Genomic DNA, 24,704 nt, shown 5'->3' with positions numbered 1-24,704 from the left:
TGGACGATAGCGTCCAAATGGGCTAATGACACCCCCCGATCGCTGGTGGGGGGCTTACCGGTCACGGATGGTGACGCGTTGGCGCCTCGCCTGGGTGGTGACGGGGTCGGACAGGGCCGCTCCTGTCCGCCGGGCAGGGGCCTGGCTTCTGTCCGCCGAACGGGGCCCGGCTCCTGTCCGTCGAGCGGGGCCTGTCTGCGGAACAGGGTTTAGGTCTGCGGGATGTCCTTGATGAACACGATGCCGTCGTATGCGGGCAAGTGGGTCGGGTCGAGCGGGGCGTAGCCGAAGTACGGGGACACGCGGGGAGCGGGCCGCGTGTCCCCGAGGGCGGTGGCCAGCCGCGGGGCGTCGACGACGCAGCGGTCCTCCGGGAGCGCGTACAGGAGTCCTTCGAGAGTGTCCGGCGGCGGAGTCTCCACTCCCTGGTGCCGGATCGTGCCGAGGGCCGTGGCCAGGAAGGCGTACTCCTCGCCCAGGTGGGCGCTCACGAGCGCGCCGGCGCTCCACCACTCCACCGGCGGCTGGTCCCACATGCGCATCGTGCTCTTGTCCCGCTGGAGATGGGCGTTGTGGGCGTGGACGAGTGCCGGGCCCCGCTCGGCGAGGGCGAGGAGGTTGTCGGCCATCATCCGGTCCCGCAGACCCACCAGGCGGGTCATGCGGGCCGGTGAGGTGTCGGCCATCCAGTGGTGGTAGCGCAGCAGGCCGGCGGCGGTGCGCCCGTACAGGCGCGCCCGGTCCCAGTCGTCCCACGAGGTGGCCGTGATCAGGTGCGGTGTCTGCGTTTCGAGCAGCGCCACCAGATCGTCGGCGAGCAGCCGCAGTTCCCTGGCCTCGGCCGACTGCCCCACCGACCGGGACGGGTCCGTCATCGCGGCGGGATCGGTCCACCGGTCGTCGGCGCCGAGCAGGCGGTCGAGCGTTTCCGCGGTGCAGGGGAGCAGGCCCGGGTCCACCCGGGCCGCGACCGCGAGGTAGGCGTGGAGCGCGGTGAGGGCCTGCCGGGGGCCGGCGGCGCCGGTGATCTCCAGCGGACCGTCGAAACCGGCGAAGCGGAGCTGTTCGGACGGGGGCCGGCTGTCGTTGTACGCCCGTATCCAGCGCACGAGTTCACGGTTGGCGGCGGAGGCGCCCCAGCCGTGGCTGAATCCGCGTTCCATGACCTCGTCGAGAGTGCCTGTGCCCGAGGTGACGTAGTCGTCCACGACCAGGCCCATCATGCAGTCGCTCTCGATCGCGATCGTGCGTCGGCCTTTCCGGATCTTTGGAGGGTCCGCCTGCGCGTGGTGGTCCTCGTGCTCGACGAGCTGCCGGAAGAGTTCGTTGCGGAGGTCGAGCAGCGTGTCCTCGCCGTGGGTGGGCTCGCCCAGGGCGAGCAGCCGGGGCCGGGCCGGGAGCAGCTTCATGACGGCGGCGGCCTCGACGGCGTGGGCGGTGTCCTTGATGTCAGTGCCTGTGACCATGCCTTCAACGCTATCGTTGAACCTTCGGTTGAGACTTTTCCGCGATACGGCCGCGACTACAGCCGCGAACAGCCGGGAAAACAGCCACGATATGGTCAGGACCGTGGGACGGGACCTTCAAACCGGTGGGCAGCTCAGGCCGATCGACCTGGCGCGCGGGCACGGTCTGTCTACGCAGGCCGTCAGGAACTACGAGGAGGCCGGGATCCTTCCGGCGGCCGACCGCACACCCCACGGCTACCGCACCTATACACCGCTGCACGCGCGGGCCCTGGGCGCGTTCCTCGCCCTGGTGCCCGGCCACGGCCACCGGACGGCGACGGCGGTCATGCGGGCCGTGAACCGGGGCGAGGACGACGAGGCGTTCCGGCTCATTGATGAGAGCCATGCCCAGTTGCTCGACGACCGGCGGACACTCCAGGCCGTGGAGCGAGCCCTCCGCGACCTGACGTCGACCAAGGTGTCCGGGCCCGGTCTGGGGTCCGAGCGTGGTGCGGGGGCCGGGCCTGGCGCGGGGTCCGGGTCGGCCGTGGTGTCGGGGCACGGCGCGATGGTGTCCGGGCACGGCGGTACGTTCATCGGACCGCTGGCAGGGAAGCTCGGGATCCGGCCCGCGACGCTGCGCAAATGGGAGCGCGCCGGGCTGGTGCGCCCGCGCCGCGACCCGTTGACCGGGTATCGGGTGTACGACGAGGCCGACGTACGGGACGCCCGGCTGGCCCACCAGCTCAGACGGGGCGGCTACCTGCTGGAGCAGATCGCTCCCCTGATCGCCCAGGTGCGTGCCGCCGGCGGGCTGGAGCCGCTGGAGGCCGCGCTGAGCGACTGGCACGGCCGGCTGTCCGCCCGAGGGCGGGCGATGCTGACCGGGGCCGCCGAGCTGGACGCGTATCTCCGCGAGCGCGGATGAGCGTCGACTTGAGGCTGTGGCCGATCGGACTGCGGGCATGACCGGTCGGCCGATGCGGCGGTACGGGACGCACGCCTAGCGTCGTTCGTGGACCAGGCCACAAACACAGCCACCGCCACCGCCGCCCCGAACCTCGAAGGAACCCGATGGAAAACCGACCTCCGCTCACGGCGCGTACCGACGCCACGGGCAACCACGCCGCGCAACTCGACTCCGAGGCAACGGAGTTCGAGTCCGACGTCATCGACCTTCTCGCCGAGATGCTCCTCCGCGCGCACAAGCGCGAGCTCCCGAATGTGGGTACGGAGGATCTGCTGGCCGCACTGGTCCTGGGTGACTCGGCAGCCGGCGAGGCGATCGCCCCCGGTATGCGACGAGCCGGCTCACTGAGCGGGATGATCGCGGGCAAGGCGGGGCGCGGATGGGTGAGCGCCGACAACTCCGACGGCAACACCGACGACGACAACGCCGGCGACGGCAGTGTTGGCAATGGCGGTGGCACCTCGGCCGTACCCGCCGACGAGCACGAGGTCGACGCCGCCTGGCGCGTGGCCCAGTGGCACACCGCGCGGCGCTTCCGGGGAGAAGACGCGCCGGGCGACCGGCCATGGCCCGAGCCGTCCGGCGCGCTGCGCGCCTGCCTGCTCCATGCCTTCCGGCTCGCTCGCGCGGAGGGATGCCCCGGTGTGTACTCCCGCCATGTGGCCCGCGCCCTGCTCGACCTCCCCGGCACCAGGGCGCGGGAGGCGTGCGTACTGAGGCGCCTCGACCTGTCCGCCGCGTACGCCGCGCTGGACACGCTCGACGACCGGGCCGGGGCGGGCGCCGAAGGGCCGGGAAGCGACGGGCCGGGCGCCGAAAGGCCGGGGACGGCCCGGCTGCAGTCCCCGGCCGTCACCGTTCTGCGCCGGGCCGGGGTGCTGGAGGACCGGAGCAACTGGCTGGCGCGCAAAGTGATGTCGTGGACGTCCGGCAGCCTGGACGACGGCACGCCCATCCTGTTCGCGGTGTCGGTGGAGGCCAAACGTCAGGCCGTACGGTCCGGACGGAGCACGGCGGAACCGGTCGATCTGCTGCTGGCCGTCCTGGGCCTGGACCGGGCGCTGTCCGTCGCCCGACGGTCGCTGCCCGAGGCGCTGGTCTCCGCCAACGAGGCCGCCACGCTGCTGCGTACGCACGGAGTGCGCCCGGTGTCACTGAGCCGGTCGGCCCGCCCCGCCGATCCGCTCGCCGTGTTCGGGGACGTACCGTTCTCCGCCGCGGCCGACCGGGCCCTGGCCGTGGCACGGCTCACCGCCGCCGAGCACGGCGCTCCCAGTGTCGGAACGGTGCACCTCGTGGCCGCTCTTCTCGACGAGGCCGAGGGACCGGTCTCGGAGCAACTGCGCGCGCAGGGCGTGGACTTGACCGCGCTGAAGGCGGACCTGAGTCTCCGACTGAGCGCGTGAGGGACCGGCCCCACGATGATCCGGCCGGTTCAGCCGACGCTACCGTTGCCGCGCGGACACACCGGGGACGGACCCCAGGGGCGAGGGCAGGGATGACGGTGAGGCGCGTGCTCGCACGTACGCGGCGGGCATGGGCACGCGCGAGGTCCGGGACGGCGCGTACGACGGAGGGGTACGGGACAGTGCGTACCACCGAGGGGTCCGAGAGAGTGCGTACGACCGACGGGACCGGGACGGCGGGCGCCGTACGCCCGGTGCGGTCGGCGAACCCGATGCGGCCGGAGTCGCGCCGCGCCCGGTCGGCGGGCGCCGTACGGTCGGTACGGTCCATACGGCCGGCACACACCGTGCGGTCGCTGCTGCGCGGGACAACAGAGAGCTGGGCCGCCTTGCGCCGCGCCCCGCGCCGTACCGTCGCCGCCGAGGCGCTGGGCTGTCTGCTGACGGCGGCCCTCGGGCTGATCCCCTTGCTGCTGGTGCCCCCGGACCGGCCGGTCCTGGCCGTACTGGAAGCGCTCTACGCGGTGTTCCTGATGCCCCTGCGGCGTGGTCGGCCGTTCCTGGCGGTGGTGGGTACGGCGCCACTGCTCGTCGGCCCGAACGTCTGGGTGCTGGCGGTCGCACCGCTGATCGTGCTGTCCGCCACCCGCCGGATCGCACCGCCGCGCCGCGCGTGGCACGCGGTGTGGGCGGCCTGCGCGCTGGCCGCCGTGCTGACGATCGCGGAGCGGCTGTTCCGGCCGGGCGCCTGGGCGGAGGAACTGGCCGGGAACGGCGTCTCCGCCGTTCTCCTCGTGCTGCTCCCCGCGCTCTCCGGAGTACTGCTGGGGCGGCGCCGGCCTCTGGTCAGTCTGCTGCGGGAACGCAACGCCTATCTGGAACAGGCCCGTTCACTGACCGCCGCCACCGCGCGGCTGGAGGAGCGCACCCGTATCGCCGGTGAGATGCACGATCTCCTCGGCCATCGGCTGAGCCTGATATCGGTGCACGCCGGGGCGCTGGAACTGGCCGCCGCGCGCCAGGCACCGCCACTGGCGGGGCAGGCCGAGCTGCTGCGTACGACCGCAGGTACGGCGATGGAGGAACTGCGCGACATCCTGGGCCTGTTGCGCCGCGAGGACACGGCGGCGCCGGTGCCCGAGCCCGACGCGAACCGGGGGACACGCGAGGACATCACCGCTCTGGTGGCGGAGTCGCGGCAGGCGGGTGTCACCGTCGAACTCGACTGGTCGCTCCCCGACACGGCCGAACCGGGCCCGCGCACCCGCCAGTCGCTGCACCGTGTGGTCCGCGAGGGTCTGACGAACGTGCTCAAGCACGCGTCCGGTGCGCCCACGCGCGTCGAGGTCGGCATCGCCCCCGAAGGCAGGGGCCGCGCCCCCGCCCGGATCGAAGTCTCCGTCACCAACGAGGCGCCGCGCGCGGGACGTCACCAGGGGTCCGGAAGCCGCAGCGGGCTGGCCGGCCTGGAGGAGCGGATCGCACTGCTCGGGGGTTCGTTCGTGGCGGGCCCGCTGCCGGACGGCGGGTTCCGCCTGGCCGCCGTGCTGCCGTGCCGTCCGGACGGCACCACCCTGGCCGTACCCCTGCCGGGGCCCGTACCCCCCGCCCGGCACCGGACCCGCGCCGGGAGCCGTACCCCCGTCGGGCACCCCGCTCACCGGGGCCAGCCCTCCCCCTGTCGGACGAGGTCCTTACCTGGCCACGGGTGCTGGGCGCGGGCTGCGCGGCCACGCTCGTGATCCTGCCCACGGCGACCTTTCTGATCGCGCTCCTGGCGATGGCCGCCCTGAGATGAAGCCGCCCTGGGACAAAGCCGCTTGCGGCCTAGGATGAAGCGGTGATCCGAGTCCTCATAGCCGACGACGAGGCGTTGATGCGCGCCGGTATCAAGCTCATCCTGGAGAACGCCGAGGACATCGAAGTGGTGGCGGAAGCGGGCGACGGCCATGAGGCCGCCGCGGCCTGCCGGGACCGGACGATCGACGTGGCGCTGCTCGACATCCAGATGCCGAACAGGGACGGAATCGCCGCCGCCGAGGACATCGTGCGTACCTCCCCGGCCACTCACGTGGTGATGCTCACGGCATTCGGCGAGGAGCAGAGCGTGACGCGTGCCCTGCGCGTCGGGGCGAGCGGCTTCCTCCTCAAGGACACGGGCCCCACCGAACTCATCCACGCGGTACGCCTCGCCGCGAGCGGCGAACCGGTACTGGCCCCCCGGATCACCCGGCAGTTGATGGAACGGCACGTACGGTCCACTCAGGACACCCAAGCCGCCCGCAGCAAGGTCGAATCCCTGACCGCCGCCGAGCGGAACGTCCTGCGCCTACTGGGCACCGGCCTGTCGAACGCCGAGATCGCCGACGAGCTCTACCTGAGCGCGAGCACGGTCAAAGCACACATCAGCCGAATCCTCACCCGCACAGGCTGCGCCAACCGCGTCCAGGCCGCGGTCCTGGCCCACGACGCACAACTGCTCACCGACCACTGAAGCCACTCCCGCACCACAAGTCCCCGCCGCTCAGACGCTGAGGCCGGTGACCGCGACCAGTTCGCGCACCCCGGCCGTCCGGGGAGCCGTCGTGGCGCGCGTGACTGCTGGGTACGGTGTCCAGTCCGTCGGACCCTTCCCGGAGGAAGCGTATGCCCCGCGAGTCGGCCAACCTGCCCGAGTACTGGGACGGCTACAAGCCCCACCGGGGCGAGGGCGAGCAGTCGGCGCCGGAGGCGGACGTGTTCGCCTGGACCCAGTACGACGGGCACGGCCCGGGTACGGAGTTCCTGGGCAGCCCGCGCACTGCACTGGAGCTGGGCTCGGCCGAGGGCAAGGAGGCCGTGCATCTCGCCCGTACCGGCGTCCTGGTGACCGCGCTCGACTTCTCCGCCGCCCAGATCGCCCGCGCGCGCCACTGGTGGGACGGCACGCCGGGGCTGACCTTCGTCCATGCCGAGGCCTGCGACCACCTCACGCGTACGGATACGACGTACGACACCGTCTTCTCCATCTGGGGCGCGATCTGGTTCACCGACCCCGCCGAACTGATCCCGCTCATCGCCAAGCGCCTCAACCCGGGTGGCACCCTTGCCTTCTCCCAGGCCGAACCGATCGATGGGTACGACGGTCCGCAGCCGATGTACGGCAATGGCCTCGCCGGCCGCAAACTGCCGCTTGTGCGCTGGTCGTACGCCCCCTACTGGTGGACCGACCTCCTCAAGCGTCACGGCTTCACCGACATCGACGCCCAAGTCCTTCCGGCCCCGGACCCGGCCAATGTGGGCACGCTGATGGTCCGCGCCCGCACCCCCGCGTAGGGGTCACCGGCCCACGCGTCCGTCGAGCGTGGCGGCCCTCCGCACGATGGGGAAAGCCGCCACTTCGTCGGGAGTTGGGATCAGTTGTGTGTGGCGCGCACAAACTCGATGAAGGAGGTCCAGCCCTGCGGGGTGGTGGTCAGGGCCGGGCCGCGCTTGTCCTTGGAGTCGCGGATGCCGATGCAGTGGGTCAGGTCGGCGATCTCGACGCAGCTATTGCCGGTGCCGCCGCTGTACGACGACTTGTACCAGGCGCCTTCCGGTGCCAGCTCTGCGGCTGTGGTGTGAGTGTTAATGGCCCTACAACTCTCGCGCTAGTCGGTGCATGAACTCTGGCGTGTCCTCAAGCGGAAGTGCCGAGGCGATCATGGTGTTGAACCGTCGGGTGAACCGCGCCACCTCCTTGGGCTTGTCCGAGGTCGAGACGGCGCCCCACGCGTTGTCAACCTGCACCATGGGCGGCAAACCGTCCACCAGGTCAAGGATGGCGAGGTCGCTACTCGCCCGGTACCCCCGGCCGTTGAGAGGAAGCACCTGAATTTTGACATGGTCCAGCTTGGACAGCCGCGTGATTTCTTCGTACTGGTCCAGCATCACCTGAGGGCTGCCGATGGCATAACGCAGGGCCGCCTCGCCCAGGATCGCCCAGAGTTTGACCGTGCGCGGTTCGCGGTCCAGGACCCGTCTCTTGCGCTCCATGCGGAGCGCCACGTTGTGCCGGATGAACTCGCTGGTGGTTTCCTCGATCGGCTTCTCGATCTCGAAGATCGCCTTGGCGTAGTCCTCGGTCTGGAGCAGGCCATGGACCACTGCCGGGTGGTAGATCCGGATCTCCTGTGCTTCCGCCTCGATTCCGACGAAGCCCTGCATGGCGGGCTGCATATGGCTGCGGTATCGCGTCACCCAGTCCTGGCTGGTCGCGTCGCGGTTCAACTCGACGAGCTGATCGATGACATCGGGATCGTCAACGCCGTACTTGTCCAGCAGCTTGCGCAGATCGCCGGTGTTGCGGAAGCTCAGACTGCCGGTTTCGATGCGCTGGAGAGCGGCCTCGGAGAGCTTCGTGCCCTGGACGGCCACCTTGCGGGGCATCGGCTTGCCGTTGTCCATGAAGATGCTCTCGCGCATCTGCCGCATCTGTAGGCCCAGTTCGAGGCGCCTTCCGGTTGCCCCACGCTTTGCTGCCACTGTGACCCCTCGCTGTGTCTCTGTGCTGATCAGGTGTTGCCGTGTGCAGAGTGTTACACCTCGTGTACGTCCCCCGCAGCCCCTCTTGCAGGTTTGTGCATAGTCCAATTCGATCTGCTTTGAATTTTCGAAGCAGATTCGATTGCAGGTGAATGACCGTGCCCGACAGGCTAGTTGAGCAGCGCTGATGACGCGCTGACGATCCGTCAGTACGACTATCCGTGGAGGACCAGCCGTGACCCTCAGAGCACGCGTACACGCATACGAAGACCTCACCCGGACGGGACCTGGTTCGGACGGGCGTGCGGGGTGGGAGTTCGTCATCGAGCGGGCCTCGCGGCCGGGCCGGACCGGGATGGCCGAAGGGGATGAGCGGTGGCCCGGGCAGGTGCGGCGGGGCGGGGTCGCGCGGGTTCGGGGATGGGGGCTCGGTGAACTCGCCGACGATGTCGGGCTGTTGCTCAGTGAGCTGGTCACCAACGCATTGCGGTACGGGCGCGGGGATCAGGTCGGCGTAACGCTCCGGTTCACCGGGCTCGGGATGCTCCGGGTCGAGGTGGACGACGGGTCGCCCGTACCGGCCCGTATCCGTACCGCCCGCCCGGGGGACGAGGGCGGGCGCGGGCTGCTCGTCGTGGACGCGGTCGTCTCCGGACGCGGCGGGGACTGGGGCGTCAGCGCCGACGGCACCAAGACCTGGTGCTTGCTTCCGGTCGGTACGCCCCGGGCCGCCGCCACGACCCGTACGACCGGCACCCTGGCCGCGCACACGGCCGTCCCTGCCCGGGCGGCGCGTACGGCCCCGGCCGCGTACCCCGCCCCGGCGGCTCGCACCGTGGCGGAGGAGCGCCGGTGAAGCGGACCGCCGTGCAGGGCCCGCCGACGCCCCGCCCGCCGGGCGTCGTTCCGTACGTCACCGCCTGGAGCGCGGAATGGCCCCTGTACCCGCCCCCGGTGACGGGCCGGTCCGGCGGCCGGGGCATCGCGTACGTCGACGAGCACAGCATCGACCGCGACGAGGAGGGCGTGCTGTGGACCCGGGCGATGTACCGGCCGGGACAGGGGCGGCCCGAGTTCGGCAACGTACATCCCCTGCGGCAGCGCCGGGCCATGCAGAGAATGCTGTGCCAGATCTGCGGCGGGCCCGCCGACCGGAACGGGCAGGGCGTGCTCTGGCTGCTCGCCGATCACCGCGGCGACTGGCCCGGCTGGCCGGAGACGATGGCCGCGACACACCCGCCGGTCTGCCTCCCCTGCGCCGCGGAATCGACCCGCGCCTGTCCGCACCTGCGCCGCGGATTCGTCACCGTACGGGTGCGGGAACCGCGGATCAGCGGGGTGTACGGGGCGCGCTACTACCCGCCGAACCCGTTCATCGGGCCCGTGGAGGACGTCGTCAAGGCCTACGGCGACCATGGGATCCGCTGGGTGATCGCCTCGCAGCTCGCCATGGAACTGCGCGGCTGCACGTTCGTCGATCTCACAGCCGAACTCGCGGCCGCCGGTCGGCGGAACAGGTGAAACAGGCTGTACGTCAGCGCTCGCCGCCCGGTACCCAGAGCACGTCCCCGACCTCCTTGTTCGCCACGCGGGCGAGAATGAAGAGAAGGTCGGAGAGGCGGTTGAGGTAGGTCGCCGTCAGGGCGTTCATGGTTTCGCCGTGCGCCTCCAGCGCCGCCCAGGTGGAGCGCTCCGCGCGGCGTACGACCGTGCAGGCCTGGTGTAGCAGGGCCGCGCCCGGGGTGCCGCCGGGGAGGATGAAGCTGCGGAGCTTGTCGAGCCGCTCCAGGAAGCGGTCGCAGTCCGCCTCCAACTTGTCGATGTACGGCTGCTCGACGCGCAGCGGCGGGTACTCGGGCTTCTCCACCACCGGTGTCGACAGGTCCGCGCCCACGTCGAAGAGGTCGTTCTGGACCCGGACGAGGACCTTCACCAGCTCCTCGGGGAGCGCGCCGAGCGCGATCGCGGTGCCGATGACGGCGTTGGCCTCGTTGGCGTCGGCGTACGCGGCGATCCGCAGATCGGTCTTGGCGGTACGGCTCATGTCGCCGAGAGCGGTCGTGCCCTTGTCGCCGGTGCGGGTGTAGATGCGCGTCAGATTGACCATATGGCCAGCCTAGGGGGTGTCTCGCCGATCTTGCCGGGCTCGCGGGGTCCGGCACGCACGCTCGCGGCGTTGTCGTCGGTCGCCTACGCTCCGCGTGGGCTCCCTCCTCCGCCTTGCGATCGCACGCACCGGACCCCGCTCACCGATCCGGCCTGATCGACAAGACACCCCCTAGGGGGCCCGGTCGCCCTCTTCCGCTCGGGCCGCGGTCCCGGCTGATCGTCCGGCCCGGGCCGAGGTCCCCGTACAACCCTCGTGCGACCTCCGCAAAACCCGTGCGAGCCGAAGGCCGGCGCCCCGAAAGGCACCGGCCCCAGCCTGCCCGCGGCGCTCAGCCCGCCATCGGCTTGCCCGTCTCCAGCAGCGACTTGAGGTCGCTGAGCACCATCGCCCAGCCGCCGCCCGCCTCCTTGATCCTGCCCGCGACCTGCGCCGCGTGCGCCGGCGCGTCGGTGACGTCGTGCGTCACGGTGAGCTTGACGACACCTCCGTACGGCTCCTCCTCGATCTCGTACGTCAGGCGCGTGTACGGTTCGGCCGCCAGCTCGGGCGTGAAGAGCATCCGGTACGTCTGGACGAGCCGGTGCGGGGCCTCGGCCTCCACGACCTCGCCCTCGATGATCTGCTCCGGCGCGCCGTGCGCCCGCATCTCGTCGCTGGACAGCGAGCGGTACGCACCGCCCGGGCGCAGGTCGAACTCGCTGGCGCAGCCGTAGCCGTACCTCCCGTTCCAGTCGGGACTCGTGATCGCGTCCCAGACCGCCTGCGCCGTCGCCTTGATGTAGATCCGGTGGACCTGGACCGTACTGGTCGACTCGGCCGTGGCAGTGCTCATGTGTTCCCCTCCAGCTTGTGCTTCAGCTCGGTGAGCGCCGACACCTGGCGCTCGGTGTACTTGTCGATCCATCTGTCGTGGATCAGCCGGATCGGCACCGGGTTCAGGAAGTGGTGCTTCTCCCGGCCCGATCTGCGTGTGATGACTAGCCCCGCCTCCTCAAGCACCTTCAGGTGCTTCATCGCTCCGTACCGCGTCATCTCCAGCTCGGACTCCAGCTCGCTCAGCGTGCGTCCGTCGCGCGCGAACAGCAGGTCCAGCAGGAAACGGCGGGTCGGATCGGCCAGCGCCTTGAAGACCCGGTCGTCGTCGCTCACGGATCCAGAATAGGTGACCAGATGGTCACATGTAAAGCCTGCCGCGACGCGGTCCAGGACGCCCCACGGCCCTCAAGTGCGCTGCACACAGCCTCCGGTGGACCGTCCCGGTGTGATGTCCGTCATCCGGGGCGTGACGCGCATCTCTTCGCTGTCACATGCGCCTGCACGCCCGCTAACCTCCGCAGAGCGCGCAATGTAAACACGCGTTAAAGCCGCACCAGAGCCGAACCGGATCCGAAGAAGAATCGTGGGGTGTGACGTGGCCAGGAAGCTCGCCGTCATCGGGGCCGGACTCATGGGGTCCGGGATCGCGCAGGTCTCGGCCCAGGCAGGCTGGGACGTCGTGCTGCGCGATGTCACCGACGCGGCGCTGGCCCGGGGGATCGACAGCGTCAAGGGGTCGTACGCGCGGTTCGTCGCCAAGGGCACGCTCGAAGAGGCCGACGCGGACGCGGCCCTCGCCCGGATCACCACGACCACCGATCTGGACGCCGTCGCCGACGCGGACGTCGTCGTCGAGGCCGTCTTCGAGAAGCTGGACGTCAAGCACGAGATCTTCCGCGCGCTCGACAAGCTCGTACGGGACGACGCCGTCCTCGCCTCCAACACCTCGGCCATTCCGATCACCAAGATCGCGGCGGTGACCGGGCGCCCGGAGCGCGTCGTCGGTACGCACTTCTTCTCGCCCGTACCGATGATGCGGCTGTGCGAGCTGGTGCGCGGCTACAAGACGAGCGACGAAACCCTCGCCACGGCACGGGAGTTCGCCGAGTCGGTGGGCAAGACCTGCATCGTCGTCAACCGCGATGTGGCGGGTTTCGTGACCACCCGGCTGATCTCCGCGCTCGTCGTCGAGGCCGCGAAGCTGTACGAGTCGGGCGTCGCGTCCGCCGAGGACATCGACATCGCCTGCAAGCTGGGGTTCGGCCATGCCATGGGGCCGCTCGCCACCGCCGATCTGACCGGAGTCGACATCCTCCTCCACGCGACCGACAACATCTACGCGGAGTCGCAGGACGAGAAGTTCGCCCCGCCGGAGCTGATGCGCCGGATGGTGGACGCGGGTGACATCGGCCGCAAGAGCGGGCAGGGGTTCTACAAGCACTGAGCCGGGCAGTCGAGAGTCGGGCGCTGAGCCGCGTCGCACCGCTCCGGTATCACCCCACGGGGTGATTTTGGTATCGGTTCGCTTACAGACGGCAACTTCTCCGCCCGTGCGGCAGTCAGTTGTTGGAATACATAGAAAACACAGCAGACAGAACACAACGGAACGCGGAAGCACTCTCGGGGAGCGCATATGCACATCAGGGGCGACCACGCCGAGCTGGTCGTCGGGGGCCGCCTCGACGTTCGCAGCGCGGCGGACGCCCGTACGGTCCTGCACTCGGCCGTCGACGACGGAGTCGGCGATCTGGTGCTCGACCTGACCGAACTGGACTCCTGGGACGCCACGGGACTCGGCGTCATCATGGGAGCCCACCGACGCGCGGGGCGGTGTGGCCGGAGGCTTGTGCTGCGCGGCGTTCCGCCGCAGATGCAACGCCTGCTCGTGGCCACGCGGCTGCACCGCATTCTTGCCATCGAGGGCGGGATCGCCGCGGAATCACTGCCGCGGGTCTGATCCGGCCGCGGCGGTCCGCGCCCCGGCCGCCGGTGTCCGCACCCCGGCCGCCGCGCCCGTCCGTACATGGCCGACTCCTGCCGTCCGTACGCGGCCGACTCGTACCATCCGTACGCCGCCGACCCCTGCCGTCCGTACGCGGCCGAGCCGGACCGTTGCCGGGTTGCCAGGTGCCGGCCCCCGTCCGTCCCGCCAGATCTGCTGGAAACCAGCCACATCGCACAATCCTCATAAGACCGTGATGTCTTGGACGCGGCGGTACCCCGGCTGTTCACGGATAATGGCCTCAGGTCTAGGGTCGGCGCGTCTGCCGACGACCGACCCATGGAGCAGGCACCGGACCGGAAGCGACAGATGGGCGTGCGAGGCCGGGGGGCAGCGGCACGCCACGATCTGGGGGGCTTTTCACCATGGACCCGATGAGCCGGGGACCGAAAGATTTCGGCCACGACGACCAGCGCGACGACGAGCGGTACGAGGAGCAGCGGTACGAGAGCGAGGGCGCCGAAGCGCCGCGCCCGCCACGCGTCGAGATCACCCCCGCCATCACCGCGGCCCTCACGCCCACGCGCACCCCTCCTCCGGCGGTCACCCCCGCCCTGGCCCACCTCAAGGGCGCCGGACCCGCCACACCCGTGCCCGTCCGCACGGTCGAGCTGATCTCCGGCGACCTCCTGCTGACCGTCAACCCCGTGGACGGCAGCGAGATCGAGCTGTGCCCGCCCGGCAGACGGCCCCCCGCCCCGGCCCGGCGCAGCGCCGAGGAACGCGCCGCTCTCCAGCGCGCGGGACGTCCTCCCGTACCGCCAGGTCCCGCCGCGCCGCCGCTGCCGCTGCTGGAGCGCGCGGAGGAACGGACCGAGCTGCGCGGGCTGCTGGGCCGGGGCCGCTCCGTATATCTGACCGGGCCCGCGGGCTCCGGCCGTACCGTACTGCTCGAAGCCGTCGCCGCGGACTGCCTCAACCTCGCGCCCGACGGAGTCGTACGGCTCTCCGGGCACCACCGGACCGCCACCGAGCTGCTGTACGAGCTGTACGCGGCCGTGTACAAGAGCGAGCTGTGCCGGCCGGACCGCGCGGGACTGCTCGAACTCGTCGCCGGGATCGGCGCGGTCGTCGCCCTCGACGATCTGGAGCTGGGCGGCGAAGCGCTCGACGAACTGCTCGAAGCCACCCCCGAGTGCGCCTATCTCCTCGCCCCGGTCCCCGGCACCGAAGCCCCCTCGGCCGACGCGCGGCTGGACGAGGTCGCGCTCGGCGGGCTCGGCCGCGGCACCTCGCTCGAACTGCTGGAACGCGCCGTCGAACGCCCCCTCACCGACGAGGAGGCGAACTGGGCGGGCGACCTCTGGTTCGAGTCCGAGGGCCTGCCCCTGCGCTTCGTCCAGGCCGGGGCGCTGCTGAGGCAGCGCGACCAGCTCCGCGGCGGCCCCGGGGCCTTCGACGAGTTCGAGCCCTTCGAACGGGCCATCACCGAGACCCCGGTGAGCACTCCCGACGGATACGACATACCCCTGCCCAGCCTCGGCGAGGGCGCCGCACCCGCCGCCCTGCTCGCCTCCCGGCTCAGCGAGGCGGCCCGCGCGACCCTGCGCTTCGCCGTCGCCCTCGGCGGCGAGGTGCCGCACCAGGCGCACCTGCCGGCGCTGGTCGGCGACACCCACGCGGACGCCGCGCTCGGCGAGTTGATGAGCTGCGGGCTGCTCACCCCGGTCGGCGGGCGGTACCGGCTCGCCGCCGGAGTCGTCGCGCAGCTCGAAGCCAAGGGGTACGGCGACGACGCCGTGGCCCACGCCCACACCGCGGCCCAGCACTACGCCTGGTGGACCGGCCACCCCTCGGTCACCCCCGAACGGGCCGTGGCCGAGGCCGACGCCGTCCTCGCCGCGCTGGGACCGCTGGTGCCCGGCCAGGAGGCGGGGCACCCGAGCGCCGCGGTGCTGCTGGCGCGCAGCGCCGCGCCCGCGTTCCTCGCGGGGCTGCACTGGGGCGCCTGGGAACGGGCGCTGCGGGTCGGCTCCGAGGCCGCGAGGCTCGCCGGAGAGGTCGCCGAAGAAGCGTATTTCCACCACGAGTTGGGCGTGCTCGCGCTCTGTGTCGGGAACCCGGACCGGGCCCGCGCCGAGCTGGAGGCGTCGATCGGGATGCGCGGCGCCGTCGCCGACAAGGCCGGCACGGTCGCGGGGCGCAGGGCGCTGGCCCTGGTCGCGGACCGCGAGGCCGCGGCCTCCGGCGGGCGTACGCCGGCGGGCGAGCCGCCCGTACGGTACGAGGAGCCCTCGCCGCTCACCTCGACTCCGGCGCTGGGCACCCCGGTCCCGCAGGGACTCGCCGGGGCCGCTACGCCCCTGGTCACCCGGCGCGACACGCTTCCCCCAGTGCGCCCCCGGCCGCCAAGTCGTCCCCGGCGCACGGCCGTCGTCCGGCGCTGCGCGGTGCCCGGCGCAATCTGGTCGCGGCGGGCGCGGGCGCGGTGCTCGCGGCCGTCCTGGGCACGGTGGTGACGCTGGGCGCGACCTCGGGCGGCGAACCCACGCAGCCCGACCCGTACCGCTCGGAGCCGTCCTTCGACCCGGACGACGACGGCGACGACGGCGGTCTGCCGGCCGACCAGCCCGCCGACGTCTCGACGCACCGGCCCGGCTCCGGCCGTACGGAACAGGGCGGCCCGGCCGCGAGCCCGACGGACAGCGCCACCCCGTCCGGTACGGCATCGGCCCCGGAGGGCCCGTCCGACCCGGGCGACGGCGGCTCGTCGTCGGGCGGTGGTACGTCCTCGGCGCCGGGCAGGCCGCCCGTACCGCCGACCAGCAGCAGCCGGCCGCCGAAGCCCCCGACGGACCCGTCCGATTCGCCGTCGGCCTCGGACCCGACGCCCTCGGACACGCCGACTCCTTCGGAGAGCGAGTCGTCCCCGTCGGAGCCCACCACCACATCCAGCGGCACGCTCCCCAGCCTCAGCGCGGGAGCGACGGAGCCCGAGCCCAGTTCCACACCCATCTAGCACCGTGGGGAGCCGGCGCCCTCGGCACCGGCTCCCCACACAGCCGTACGGATCAACACACAGCCGTACCGGTCACACACAGCCGTACGGATCAGAAGCGGCGCGTCAGAAGAGGCGGAGCTTGTCGTCCTCGATGCCGCGCATCCCGTCGTAGTCCAGTACGACACAGCCGATCCCGCGGTCCGTCGCCAGCACCCGCGCCTGCGGCTTGATCTCCTGCGCCGCGAACACGCCCTTCACCGGCGCGAGATGGGGATCGCGGTTGAGCAGTTCGAGATAGCGGGTGAGCTGCTCCACCCCGTCGATCTCGCCGCGCCGCTTGATCTCCACCGCCACGGTCCCGCCGTCCGCGTCCCGGCACAGGATGTCCACCGGGCCGATCGCCGTCGGGTACTCGCGGCGGATCAGGCTGTATCCCTCGCCCAGTGTCTCGATCCGGTCGGCGAGCAGCTCCTGGAGATGGGCCTCCACACCGTCCTTGATGAGGCCCGGGTCCACGCCCAGCTCATGCGAGGAGTCGTGCAGGACCTCCTCCATGGTGATGATCAATTTCTCGCCCGCTTTGTTGATGACCGTCCACACACCGGCGTCGTCATCGGCACCTTCTTTGAGGGTGCAGGGCGGCGACATCCAGTTGAGAGGTTTGTACGCCCGGTCGTCGGCGTGGACCGAGACACTGCCGTCGGCCTTGACCAGGATGAGACGGGGAGCGGAGGGCAGGTGGGCGGTGAGCCGGCCCGCGTAGTCGACGGAGCAGCGGGCAATGACGAGACGCATGGTCGGCAACGCTACTCGACCGGCGAGGCCGCGCGCGATTCGCCCCGGAAGCCCCCGTTCGTTATTGGCCGGTTGTGTTCCCATTCTCCTGGTGCCGTCACCACCACACGCCTAACGTGGAAGCAGGAGGTCGCCGGTCGTGCACGCTGCGTCGTCGTCGCCTCCTTCCCTGCCCGTAAGGCCCCGCTTCCGGGGTCGCGAGAGGAGAACCCATGTCGCTCGACGTCTCACCGGCGCTGTTGGATCAGGCCGAGCGAGGCGAGGTCGACGAAGCGGCTTTCGTCGACTGCGTCCGGACCTCCCTGCCCTACGCATGGGAGATGATCAGTTCTCTGGTGGCCGAGCTCAAGGTGGACGGTGGACAGTTCGCCGACAACCAGACGCCCCCGCCGGACGAGCAGGCACGTGGTCAGCTACTGCGCGCGCTCGCGAGTGACGCCATTCGCGGGACGCTCCAGCGGCACTTCGGGGTGCGCATCGCGTTCCAGAACTGTCACCGGGTCGCGGTGTTCCCACTGGACACCTCGGTCGATGAGCGGCTGGCCCGATTCACCTCGGTCAGGGCCCAGTTGCTCAACCAGTCTCCCGAACTGCGCGACTGCTGACGTGCGTTGCTGCCGCTCCGCACCGGGGAGGTGTCGTGGGTGCAGGAGCGGCAGCAGTTCGAGCGAGGCGTACACCCCGAGGGGAAAGCGAGGCGTACACCCCGACGGGAAGGGGCGGTACGCGGCCGGCTCATGGGCCGAGCTGCGGCAGCACCTCCGTACCCAGTCGCCGTATGTTCTCCTCCGTCGCCGCCAGATCGCCGGAGCCCTCGACGAGCAGCGCGAAGCGGGTGATGCCCGTACGCTCCGCCGTGGCCGCGAGCCGGTCCACGGCCAGCCGGGGCGGTCCCACCGGATGCAGTCCGCAGAGCAGTTCGGTGTACTCCAGCGGGTCCCGCATCGACCGCGGCCTGCCGTCGACCGTGACATGCGCGCCCAGTCCCTGCCTCAGCCAGCCCGGCATGGCCTTCACCAGCGTCTCCACCGCCTCGGCCCGCCCGTCCGCGATCTGCGCGACCCCGGCCGACACATGCGCGGCGGACTCGATCTCCTCGGCGCCGAGGCCGGCTTGACGTGCGTGCGACCGCCAGAGCGCGACCATCTCCGCCTTCTCCTCGTCGCCGCAGTGCATCCCCAGCAGCATCGGCAGCCCGTGCTCGGCGGCCAGCCGCACCGTCTTCGGCGAGGTGCAGGCGATCACCACCTCGGGTCCCGCCGTGTCGATCAGCTCGTCCGCCCGCGGTACGACGGGGACTTCGCGGAACCGGAACCGCTCGCCCGAGGCCGACACACACGGCTCGCGCAGCCAGCGCAGCAGCAGGGCGAGCGCTTCGGGGAACTCCCGCTCGTACGCGGCCAGTCCGGAGCCGAAGACCTCCAGATCGACCCAGGGGCCGCCCCTGCCCACCCCCAGGCTGAACCGCCCGCCCGACACGAGATGCAGCAGCGCCGCCTGCTCGCCGAGGGCCACCGGATGCACGTTCGGCAACACGCTGACAGCCGTGCCCACCCGGATGTGGTCGGTACGGCCGAGGAGCAGCGCAGCCAGGGTCACGGCCGAAGGACACACCCCGTACGGTACGAAGTGGTGCTCGGCCAGCCAGACCGCGTCGAGCCCGGACACCTCGGCCAACTCGGCGGTGCGCACGGCCCGGTTCAGCGCTTCTCCCTGTCCCTGACCAGGGAACTGAGCGGACAGTACGAAAGCTCCAACACGCATCGCCTTCTGCCTCCTTGCGGCCGACGCGACTCCCCTAGTGGCAACAACGCCTGACACGTGCCAAGGGCACGGCCGCCCGCGAAAATTATGCGATTGTCCCTTGAGTCGGTCCTGTGAACCGGCGCCTCTTGCGCCGCACGGGACGTCTGCCCGGTGGTACGGGCCGTACGCTGGAGTGGAACCGTGCTGTCTGCCCCGTGAGGTGTCCTGTGTCCCCGCGTCGCAACCGCCCCCGAGGCGGCGAGAAACCGACCGAGCGAGCCGGTGAGACGGGGGACCGGTACGGCGGCTTCCAGCGGTCGGAGTCCTGGCAGGGCGAGGAGTGGTCGGTACGGCATGTCGCCGGCGCGAGCGCCGAGGGCAAGCGCTACCGCTGCCCGGGCTGCGACCAGGAGATCCCGTCCGCGGTCCCGCATGTGGTGGCCTGGCCCGAGTACGGCGGGGTGGACGACCGGCGGCACTGGCACGGCTCCTGCTGGAGCGCGAAGGACCGCCGCACCTCGCGGGTGCAGCGGTCCCGTAACGCGCCGAAGTACTGAGCCGGACCCGGGGCTCGTCAGGGCGCGGGCGGCGCGAGGCCGCGCGCTCCGGACGTCGCGTCCAGCCACGCGGTCCGCACGTGGCGTCGCGTCCAGACGTCGCGTCGTGTCCAGACGTCCCGTCGTGTCTAGACGTCGCGCTTTTCGAGGGCGAAGCAGGCGCCGGCCATCGCGACGGCCGTCACCACCAGCAGGATCCACAGCGGCTCCCAGCCGCGCGGTCCTGAAGAGCTCGCGATACCGGCGCTGTCCGTGTAGAAGACCGAGAGCTGGTTCGGGATCGAGTACTCGAAGAGTCCGTCCCGCAGCGAGCTGAGCGAATCCGCGAACATGAACATCGCCAGCACCAGCGGCAGCAGGACCACCCCGATCATCACCGTGATCGCGCCCGCCGAGTGCCTGATCAGCGCGCCGACGGCCATGGCCAGCAGCCCGAGCGTGGCCAGATAGAGACTCACGCCGACCGTCGCCCGGAACCAGAGCCCGCCGTCCTGCGAGGGCGCGTCCATGATCGCGGCCTGGGCCGCGGCCACGGTCATCGTGGTGAGCGCCGTGATGACGAAGACCAGGACGAAGAAGACGATCGCCTTGGCGGTGAGCACGCGTACCCGGCTGGGGCACGCGGTCAGGGTCGTACGGATCATGCCCGTGCCGTACTCCGAGGCGATGGTCATCACGCCCAGCGTCATCACGCACATCGAGCCGAGCAGCACCCCGAAGAAGCCGAGGGCGAGCATCGACTCGTCGTCGGTGATCGGAGGGGCGTCCGAGGCGGCGATCACCACCGCGGTGAGGATCCCGACGCCCAGCATCAGCGCGATCATGACACCGAGCGTCCACATCGTGGACCGCACGGACCGGAGTTTGGTCCACTCCGAGGCGATGGCGTCGCCGAGATGGGCCCGGCGGGCCGGGATCGGCGAGGTGTATCCGACCGCGGGACCCTGCTGCCAGGGAGCGGTTCCGACGGCCCCCGACGGGACCTGCTGGTACGGGTTCGGCGGGGTCGACGAGGTCGGCGGGGTCGGCGGGGTCTTCACTGGGGGTCCTCGCTGCTGTCGCTGGCGCGCTTGGTGGTGTCCACGGCCGGGGGAGGGGCCGGGGCGGTGGCGGGAGCCGGCCGACCGGCCGGGGCGGCGGGAGAGGCCGCCGGGGCGTCACTCGCGTACGGATTGGCGCCGGGCGGCGGCGGGGGGTACCAGCCCTGCTGCGGCACCTCCGGGGCGACCGGCTGCCCGTACCCCTGGCCCGGCTGTCCGGACCCGTATCCGTAGGCCGGTCCGAAGCCGGACGGCTGCTGGAAGCCCGCCAGCTCGTCGGCCGTCGAGCGGTAGTCCACCGCGCTCTGGGTCATCCGCATGTACGCCTCCTCAAGTGAGGCCTGGTGCGGGGACAGCTCCCAGAGCCGTACGTCCGCCTCGTGCGCGAGATCGCTGATCCTCGGCAGCGCGAGACCGGTGATCCGCAGGCCGCCGTCCGGCTCGGAGAGGACCTGGCCGCCCGCCTCGGTGAGCGCGGACATCAGCTTCTCCCGCTGTGCCGTCTCGCCCTGCGGGGTGCGCACCCGCGCGAAGTCCGCGGAGTTGGCCGAGATGAAGTCCTTGATGCTCATGTCGGCGAGCAGCCGGCCGCGCCCGATCACGATGAGATGGTCGGCGGTCAGCGCCATCTCGCTCATCAGATGGGAGGAGACGAAGACCGTACGGCCCTCGGAGGCGAGCTGTTTCATCAGATTGCGGACCCAGAGGATGCCCTCGGGGTCGAGGCCGTTGACCGGCTCGTCGAAGAGCAGCACCTGCGGGTCGCCGAGCAGTGCCGCCGCGATCCCCAGCCGCTGGCCCATGCCGAGCGAGAAACCTTTGGAACGCTTTCTGGCCACATCCTGGAGGCCGACGACCCCGAGCACCTCGTCGACTCGGGTCGCCGGTATGCCGGAGAGCTGCGCCAGCGAGAGCAGATGGTTGCGGGCGCTGCGCCCGCCGTGCACGGCCTTGGCGTCGAGCAGCGCGCCCACCTGGCGGGGCGCGTTCGTAAGCTGCCGGAAGGGGTGGCCGCCGACCGTGACATGCCCGGCCGTCGGCTGGTCGAGTCCGAGGATCATGCGCATGGTGGTCGACTTGCCGGAACCGTTGGGGCCAAGGAACCCGGTCACAGAGCCGGGCCGAACCTGGAAGGAAAGGTTGTACACGGCCGTCTTGGCGCCGTAGCGCTTCGTCAGGCCGACTGCCTCGATCATTCTCCAGCCCCATCGATCAGGTCAGGTCTTCGGGGCAGTGACCTTCGCGGTCGAAAACCCCCGTAAGGGTTAGGAGGATATCCATGCCTTGACGGTTCCCGCGAAGTCGTTCAGGCGGAGAGTCGGTGACGAACTGGCTACGCGACCCGCCTTCTCACGCCGGGCGGCCGGCTTCCCGGACTACGCGTCCCGCTTCCGCAGTACGAGAAAGCCGCCCACGAGCGCCGCCGCCACCCAGAGCACCATGATCCCGAGCCCGCCCCACGGTCCGTAGGGCGCCTCCTCGGAATTCATGGCATTGGGCAGCACCTGCATGATCCGGGAGCCGGCCCGGTCGGGGAAGTAATGGGCGACATCCTTGGCGACCGGCACCGCCGCGAGGATCTGCGAGACCAGGAAGAAGAACGGCATCAGAATGCCGAGCGACAGCATCGAACTGCGCAGCATCGTCGCCACGCCCATCGAGAAAAGGGCGATCAGCGCCATGTAGAGACCGCTGCCGATCACCGCGCGCAGCACATTCGGCGCGCCGATGGTGGTGCTGTGGTCGCCGAGCAGCGCCTGCCCGAGGAAGAACGACACGAAGCCGGTGACCAGACCCACCACCAGCGCCAGCACCCCGGCCACCAGGACCTTCGAGAAGAGGAAGGTGCCCCGCCGCGGCACGGCGGCCAGGGAGGTACGGATCATGCCGGAGCTGTACTCGGAGCCGACCACCAGTACCCCGAAGACCACCATCGCGAGCTGGCCGAGGGTCATCCCGGAGAAGCTGGTGAAGGTCGGGTCGAAGGTGGCCTGCTGCGGGGCGGGCAGCTCGTCGAAGGTGGAGTTCAGCAGGGCGGACAGGGCAGCGCCCAGGGCCACGGTCACGACCAGGGCGCTGATCAGGGTCCATGTCGTGGAGGAGACCGTACGGATCTTGGTCCACTCGGAGCGGAGGACGGCGGGTACCGATGCCATGGTCAGACTTCCTTGCCCTGGTGGTCGTGGCCGCGCCGCCCGTCGAGCTCGTCCCGCCCGCCGTGCTCGTCCCGCTCGCCGTTCTCGGTCCGCTCGTTGTTCTCGGTCCGCTCGTCGTTCTTGTACAGCGCGGCCGGCGCCGCCGGTGCGCCCGGACCGGTCCCGGGCTCGGGGCCGGCGTGCGCGTGGTACTCGACCGACTCGGCCGTCATCTGCATAAACGCTTCTTCGAGCGAGGCGCGCTGTGCGCTCAGCTCATGCAGTACGAGCTGATGGCGCGCGGCCAGCTCGCCCAGCTCCTCCGTGGACGCCCCGTCGACCTCCAGCACCCCGCCCTCGGTCTCGGCCGGAGTGAAGCCCGCCGCGTGCAGGACGTCCTTCAGCCGCTCCGCCTGCGGCGAGCGCACCCGGGCGTAGCTGCGGGAGTTCTTGTGGATGAAGTCCGCCATCGAGGTGTCCGCGAGCAGCCTGCCCTGCCCGATCACGATCAAGTGGTCGGCGGTCAGGGCCATTTCGCTCATGAGATGGCTGGAGACGAAGACCGTCCTGCCCTCGTTGGCGAGCGCCTTCATCAGCGTACGGATCCAGTGGATGCCCTCGGGGTCGAGCCCGTTGACCGGCTCGTCGAACATCAGGATCTCGGGATTGCCGAGCAGGGCGGAGGCGATCCCCAGCCGCTGCCCCATACCGAGGGAGAAGCTCTTGGACTTCTTCCGCGCCACCGCGGTCAGCCCGACCATGTCGAGGACCTCGTCCACGCGGCTCGCGGGAATGCGGTTGCTCTGCGCCAGGCAGAGCAGATTGTTGTAGGCGCTCCGGCCGCCGTGCATGGCCTTGGCCTCCAGCAGCGCCCCGATATGGGTGAGGGGCTCGGCCAGCTCGCGGTACCGCCTGCCGTCGATCCTGACCGACCCGCTGGTCGGCACGTCGAGATCGAGCATCATCCGCATCGTGGTCGACTTGCCCGCGCCGTTGGGGCCCAGAAATCCCGTCACCACACCGGGCCTCACCTGGAAGGAGAGCCCGTCGACCGCCACCTTGCGGCCGAAGTGCTTGGTGAGCCCCTCGACCTCGATCATCCGTGAACCTCGATCATCTGCACACCCCGATCATGCGGACAACCTAAGGGTGCGCGAAGCCCCCTGCCACCGGAGTGACAGGGGGCTTATCCGATCGTTACGCGATACGAACGGTGTTACGCGATACGAAGGGCTCAGCGGGTCTGCTGGGCCGGCACACCGCGGGAGATCGGCTCGTCGTCGGCCGGGCTGCTCGCGGCGGCCACCGCGGCACCGGTCAGCGTGGCCAGCATCTCGCGGACGTTCGTGAGCTGCGCGTTGATCGAGTCGCGGCGGTTGGTGAGCGCCGCCAGCTCGCGCTCCGATTCGCTGCGGATCCGGTCGGCCTTGGCGTTCGCGTCGGCCACGATGTCCTCGGCCTGGCGCTGCGCCGTCTCGACGGTCTGCCGGGCCCGGCGCTCCGCGTCCGTACGCAGCTTCTCGGCCTCCAGACGGAGCTGCTCGGCGCGGTGCTCGATCTCCGCCAGACGCTTCTCGGCCTTGGCCTGACGCGACGCCAGGTCCCGCTCCGACTGCTCGCGGCGCTTGGCCAGGTTCGTCTCGAAGTCCGCGGCGGCCTGGGCGGCCTTGGCGCGGGTCTCCTCGAAGAGCGCGTCGGCCTCCTCGCGCTTGGACTGCGCGTCCTTCTGCGCCTCCGAGCGCAGGGTCGCCGCGTCACCCTTCGCCTTCTCGACGATGCGGACGCCCTCGTCCTCGGCCTTGGCCTTGCGCTCCGACGCGAACGACTCGGCGTCGTTGCGCACCTGCTGGGCCGCCGACTCGGCCAGCTCGCGGTGCTGCTCCGCCGCGCGCCTGGCCTCCTCGCGCAGGTCCTTCGCCTCCTCCTCGGCGAGACGGAGGATCTTCTCGACGCGGGCGCCGAGGCCGGCGTACGAGGGCTCCGCGTCCGTTACCTGGGCCTGGGCGTTCTGCGTTTCGAGGTGGAGCTCCTCGATGCGCTTCTCCAGCGCGGTGATGCGGGCCAGAGCACTGTCACGGTCGGCGACGAGTTTGGTAATGCGGTCGTCCACCTGACCGCGGTCGTAACCACGCCGCACGAGCTCGAAGCCGAATGGGGAGGAAGTGTCGCTCATGGGGTTCCTGTCGAATGAGACCGGTGAGGTGATAGAGGGAATCCTAGGGGCCTTAGCGGCGT

26 protein-coding genes are annotated in these 24,704 nt (G+C 70.9%); 13 read left to right on the top strand and 13 right to left on the bottom strand.

From position 1 onward, the window contains the following. Positions 1-209: 209 nt before the first annotated feature. On the bottom strand, positions 210-1,466 hold the full coding sequence (locus KQY30_RS10480) for an erythromycin esterase family protein (protein WP_217306592.1): 1,257 nt from the start codon (positions 1,464-1,466) through the stop codon (positions 210-212). A 103-nt stretch (positions 1,467-1,569) separates the two neighbouring features. Between KQY30_RS10480 and KQY30_RS10475 the strand changes: the two genes are divergently transcribed. The 5 genes from KQY30_RS10475 (at position 1,570) to KQY30_RS10455 (ending at position 7,139) form a co-directional block, all read left to right on the top strand. Then, entirely contained in the window at positions 1,570-2,376 is an 807-nt protein-coding gene (locus KQY30_RS10475; protein WP_217306591.1) for a TioE family transcriptional regulator, read from the top strand. Positions 2,377-2,522: 146 nt separating this feature from the next. After that, the gene (locus tag KQY30_RS10470; RefSeq protein ID WP_217306590.1) at positions 2,523-3,824 is read left to right on the top strand and encodes a Clp protease N-terminal domain-containing protein; all 1,302 of its coding nucleotides are present in this window, start codon (positions 2,523-2,525) and stop codon (positions 3,822-3,824) included. 209 nt (positions 3,825-4,033) lie between these two features. Continuing rightward, complete coding sequence (locus tag KQY30_RS10465; protein ID WP_217306589.1) at positions 4,034-5,566, top strand: sensor histidine kinase; 1,533 nt, start codon at positions 4,034-4,036, stop codon at positions 5,564-5,566. A gap of 98 nt (positions 5,567-5,664) precedes the next feature. Beyond that, on the top strand, positions 5,665-6,318 hold the full coding sequence (locus KQY30_RS10460) for a response regulator transcription factor (protein ID WP_217306588.1): 654 nt from the start codon (positions 5,665-5,667) through the stop codon (positions 6,316-6,318). A gap of 152 nt (positions 6,319-6,470) precedes the next feature. Beyond that, the gene (locus KQY30_RS10455; protein ID WP_217306587.1) at positions 6,471-7,139 is read left to right on the top strand and encodes a bifunctional 2-polyprenyl-6-hydroxyphenol methylase/3-demethylubiquinol 3-O-methyltransferase UbiG; all 669 of its coding nucleotides are present in this window, start codon (positions 6,471-6,473) and stop codon (positions 7,137-7,139) included. An 80-nt stretch (positions 7,140-7,219) separates the two neighbouring features. On the opposite strand, the gene KQY30_RS10450 is transcribed toward KQY30_RS10455, so the two are convergent. Beyond that, a complete protein-coding gene (locus tag KQY30_RS10450; protein ID WP_217310963.1) occupies positions 7,220-7,408 on the bottom strand; it encodes a DUF397 domain-containing protein in 189 nt (62 codons plus the stop codon). Between the two features lie 31 nt (positions 7,409-7,439). Beyond that, a complete protein-coding gene (locus tag KQY30_RS10445) occupies positions 7,440-8,267 on the bottom strand; it encodes a DUF5753 domain-containing protein (RefSeq protein WP_254407056.1) in 828 nt (275 codons plus the stop codon). Positions 8,268-8,562: 295 nt separating this feature from the next. Between KQY30_RS10445 and KQY30_RS10440 the strand changes: the two genes are divergently transcribed. Together KQY30_RS10440 and KQY30_RS10435 are read left to right on the top strand one after the other, a co-directional pair. After that, positions 8,563-9,183: an ATP-binding protein gene (locus KQY30_RS10440; protein WP_217306586.1), complete on the top strand. Its 621-nt coding sequence runs from the start codon at positions 8,563-8,565 to the stop codon at positions 9,181-9,183. After that, positions 9,180-9,848: a hypothetical protein gene (locus tag KQY30_RS10435; protein ID WP_254407055.1), complete on the top strand. Its 669-nt coding sequence runs from the start codon at positions 9,180-9,182 to the stop codon at positions 9,846-9,848. Before KQY30_RS10440 ends, KQY30_RS10435 begins: the two co-directional genes overlap by 4 nt. A gap of 13 nt (positions 9,849-9,861) precedes the next feature. On the opposite strand, the gene KQY30_RS10430 is transcribed toward KQY30_RS10435, so the two are convergent. The 3 genes from KQY30_RS10430 to KQY30_RS36305 all read right to left on the bottom strand — a co-directional run bounded on the left by KQY30_RS10430 (position 9,862) and on the right by KQY30_RS36305 (position 11,586). Beyond that, positions 9,862-10,434, bottom strand: coding sequence for a cob(I)yrinic acid a,c-diamide adenosyltransferase (locus KQY30_RS10430; RefSeq protein WP_217306585.1), 573 nt, complete (start codon positions 10,432-10,434; stop codon positions 9,862-9,864). Between the two features lie 331 nt (positions 10,435-10,765). Next, positions 10,766-11,269 carry an SRPBCC family protein gene (locus KQY30_RS36310; protein ID WP_254407054.1) on the bottom strand — a complete coding sequence of 168 codons (504 nt, stop codon included), beginning with the start codon at positions 11,267-11,269 and terminating at the stop codon, positions 10,766-10,768. Then, positions 11,266-11,586 (bottom strand): helix-turn-helix transcriptional regulator, encoded by a 321-nt coding sequence (locus KQY30_RS36305; RefSeq protein WP_046496095.1) that lies wholly within the window; start codon positions 11,584-11,586, stop codon positions 11,266-11,268. The genes KQY30_RS36310 and KQY30_RS36305 overlap by 4 nt, the downstream gene beginning before the upstream one ends. A gap of 262 nt (positions 11,587-11,848) precedes the next feature. Between KQY30_RS36305 and KQY30_RS10420 the strand changes: the two genes are divergently transcribed. From KQY30_RS10420 to KQY30_RS36300, 4 genes are all read left to right on the top strand, one after another. Beyond that, entirely contained in the window at positions 11,849-12,697 is an 849-nt protein-coding gene (locus KQY30_RS10420; RefSeq protein ID WP_217306584.1) for a 3-hydroxyacyl-CoA dehydrogenase family protein, read from the top strand. Between the two features lie 189 nt (positions 12,698-12,886). Further along, on the top strand, positions 12,887-13,210 hold the full coding sequence (locus KQY30_RS10415; protein WP_046496099.1) for an STAS domain-containing protein: 324 nt from the start codon (positions 12,887-12,889) through the stop codon (positions 13,208-13,210). 419 nt (positions 13,211-13,629) lie between these two features. Further along, complete coding sequence (locus tag KQY30_RS10410; RefSeq protein WP_254407053.1) at positions 13,630-15,714, top strand: ATP-binding protein; 2,085 nt, start codon at positions 13,630-13,632, stop codon at positions 15,712-15,714. Further along, positions 15,684-16,214: a hypothetical protein gene (locus KQY30_RS36300; RefSeq protein WP_254407052.1), complete on the top strand. Its 531-nt coding sequence runs from the start codon at positions 15,684-15,686 to the stop codon at positions 16,212-16,214. Before KQY30_RS10410 ends, KQY30_RS36300 begins: the two co-directional genes overlap by 31 nt. A 105-nt stretch (positions 16,215-16,319) precedes the next feature. Here the strand turns inward: KQY30_RS36300 and nucS are convergent, their stop codons facing one another. After that, on the bottom strand, positions 16,320-16,991 hold the full coding sequence (nucS, locus tag KQY30_RS10405) for an endonuclease NucS (RefSeq protein ID WP_217306583.1): 672 nt from the start codon (positions 16,989-16,991) through the stop codon (positions 16,320-16,322). 212 nt (positions 16,992-17,203) lie between these two features. Between nucS and KQY30_RS10400 the strand changes: the two genes are divergently transcribed. Beyond that, a complete protein-coding gene (locus tag KQY30_RS10400) occupies positions 17,204-17,596 on the top strand; it encodes an SCO5389 family protein (RefSeq protein ID WP_046509118.1) in 393 nt (130 codons plus the stop codon). Between the two features lie 130 nt (positions 17,597-17,726). Here KQY30_RS10400 and KQY30_RS10395 read toward each other — a convergent pair whose 3' ends face one another. Further along, the gene (locus KQY30_RS10395; RefSeq protein WP_217306582.1) at positions 17,727-18,755 is read right to left on the bottom strand and encodes an LLM class flavin-dependent oxidoreductase; all 1,029 of its coding nucleotides are present in this window, start codon (positions 18,753-18,755) and stop codon (positions 17,727-17,729) included. Positions 18,756-18,964: 209 nt separating this feature from the next. Between KQY30_RS10395 and KQY30_RS10390 the strand changes: the two genes are divergently transcribed. After that, complete coding sequence (locus KQY30_RS10390) at positions 18,965-19,294, top strand: ATP/GTP-binding protein (RefSeq protein ID WP_217306581.1); 330 nt, start codon at positions 18,965-18,967, stop codon at positions 19,292-19,294. A 128-nt stretch (positions 19,295-19,422) separates the two neighbouring features. On the opposite strand, the gene KQY30_RS10385 is transcribed toward KQY30_RS10390, so the two are convergent. From KQY30_RS10385 to KQY30_RS10365, 5 genes are all read right to left on the bottom strand, one after another. Then, positions 19,423-20,211, bottom strand: a complete 789-nt coding sequence (locus tag KQY30_RS10385; RefSeq protein ID WP_254407565.1) for an ABC transporter permease subunit — start codon at positions 20,209-20,211, stop codon at positions 19,423-19,425. A gap of 119 nt (positions 20,212-20,330) precedes the next feature. Next, positions 20,331-21,530, bottom strand: a complete 1,200-nt coding sequence (locus KQY30_RS10380) for an ABC transporter ATP-binding protein (RefSeq protein WP_217306579.1) — start codon at positions 21,528-21,530, stop codon at positions 20,331-20,333. A 180-nt stretch (positions 21,531-21,710) separates the two neighbouring features. Then, the gene (locus KQY30_RS10375; RefSeq protein WP_217306578.1) at positions 21,711-22,490 is read right to left on the bottom strand and encodes an ABC transporter permease subunit; all 780 of its coding nucleotides are present in this window, start codon (positions 22,488-22,490) and stop codon (positions 21,711-21,713) included. Between the two features lie 2 nt (positions 22,491-22,492). Next, positions 22,493-23,569 carry an ABC transporter ATP-binding protein gene (locus KQY30_RS10370; protein ID WP_217306577.1) on the bottom strand — a complete coding sequence of 359 codons (1,077 nt, stop codon included), beginning with the start codon at positions 23,567-23,569 and terminating at the stop codon, positions 22,493-22,495. A 134-nt stretch (positions 23,570-23,703) separates the two neighbouring features. Beyond that, positions 23,704-24,642 carry a cellulose-binding protein gene (locus KQY30_RS10365; protein WP_217306576.1) on the bottom strand — a complete coding sequence of 313 codons (939 nt, stop codon included), beginning with the start codon at positions 24,640-24,642 and terminating at the stop codon, positions 23,704-23,706. Positions 24,643-24,704: the final 62 nt, after the last annotated feature.

The sequence above is a fragment of the Streptomyces sp. GMY02 genome (assembly GCF_019056675.1).
Taxonomy (GTDB): domain Bacteria; phylum Actinomycetota; class Actinomycetes; order Streptomycetales; family Streptomycetaceae; genus Streptomyces; species Streptomyces odonnellii.
The sequence above is the reverse complement of the archived record's forward strand: the minus strand, read 5'-3'. Positions and strand labels throughout refer to the sequence as shown.